This window comes from Oleiphilus sp. HI0079 (genome assembly GCF_001635105.1).
In genome coordinates, this window is sequence record NZ_LWFT01000158.1 from 1 (window position 1) to 567 (window position 567).

The window sequence follows — 567 nt, forward strand, 5'->3', positions numbered from 1 at the left end:
GCTACGTATAGCTCAAATAAACAAAGACAGAGAAACTTTGAGGCAAATAGGGCTTTTTTGCCTCAGGCATTGAGTGATCTGACCGCATACAATAAAAAATGCGCTGCATTCCTTGGAGGGGTGCGTAATATTGTTGTTACTTCAAAAGGCACGAAAGTTCGTGGTGACTGCCCCGAGTTACCGCATGCGGATATAATGGTCTTCAAGGAATGCATATCTTTCTCAACTCCTGCCATAGGCGAGCATCTAGCGCATATCTTACGTAAGCTTCAAATTAACCATGCTAGGCTTTCGGCTCTCAAGGATGAGGTAAATGATTCAACATATGTTGTAGTCGAATTGGACGTAATTTCCTATGTATATGGCCTGGGCGAGTTGCAATCGTTGATCGACGCTACTTTTGACTTTGCTCGGCGCGAAACTTCCGTGATTTCGGCGAGACACAGCCTTGAGAGTTTTCAGTCGGCATTTAGTACCATAGGAATTCATTTGTCTGCAGACGCCCGGTTGACGGAATTTGTAAAAAAAAGAATAACTTAAGCGTTCTGTTAGGATAGGTTTTACGCT

The 567-nt window shown here is 43.6% G+C and carries 1 protein-coding gene; it reads left to right on the plus strand.

Annotated features, from left to right (window positions below):
• Positions 1 to 540: hypothetical protein (locus tag A3750_RS02410; protein WP_068547996.1), on the plus strand; the 540-nt coding region annotated here is incomplete at its 5' end.
• Between the last annotated feature and the right edge of the window lie 27 nt (positions 541 to 567).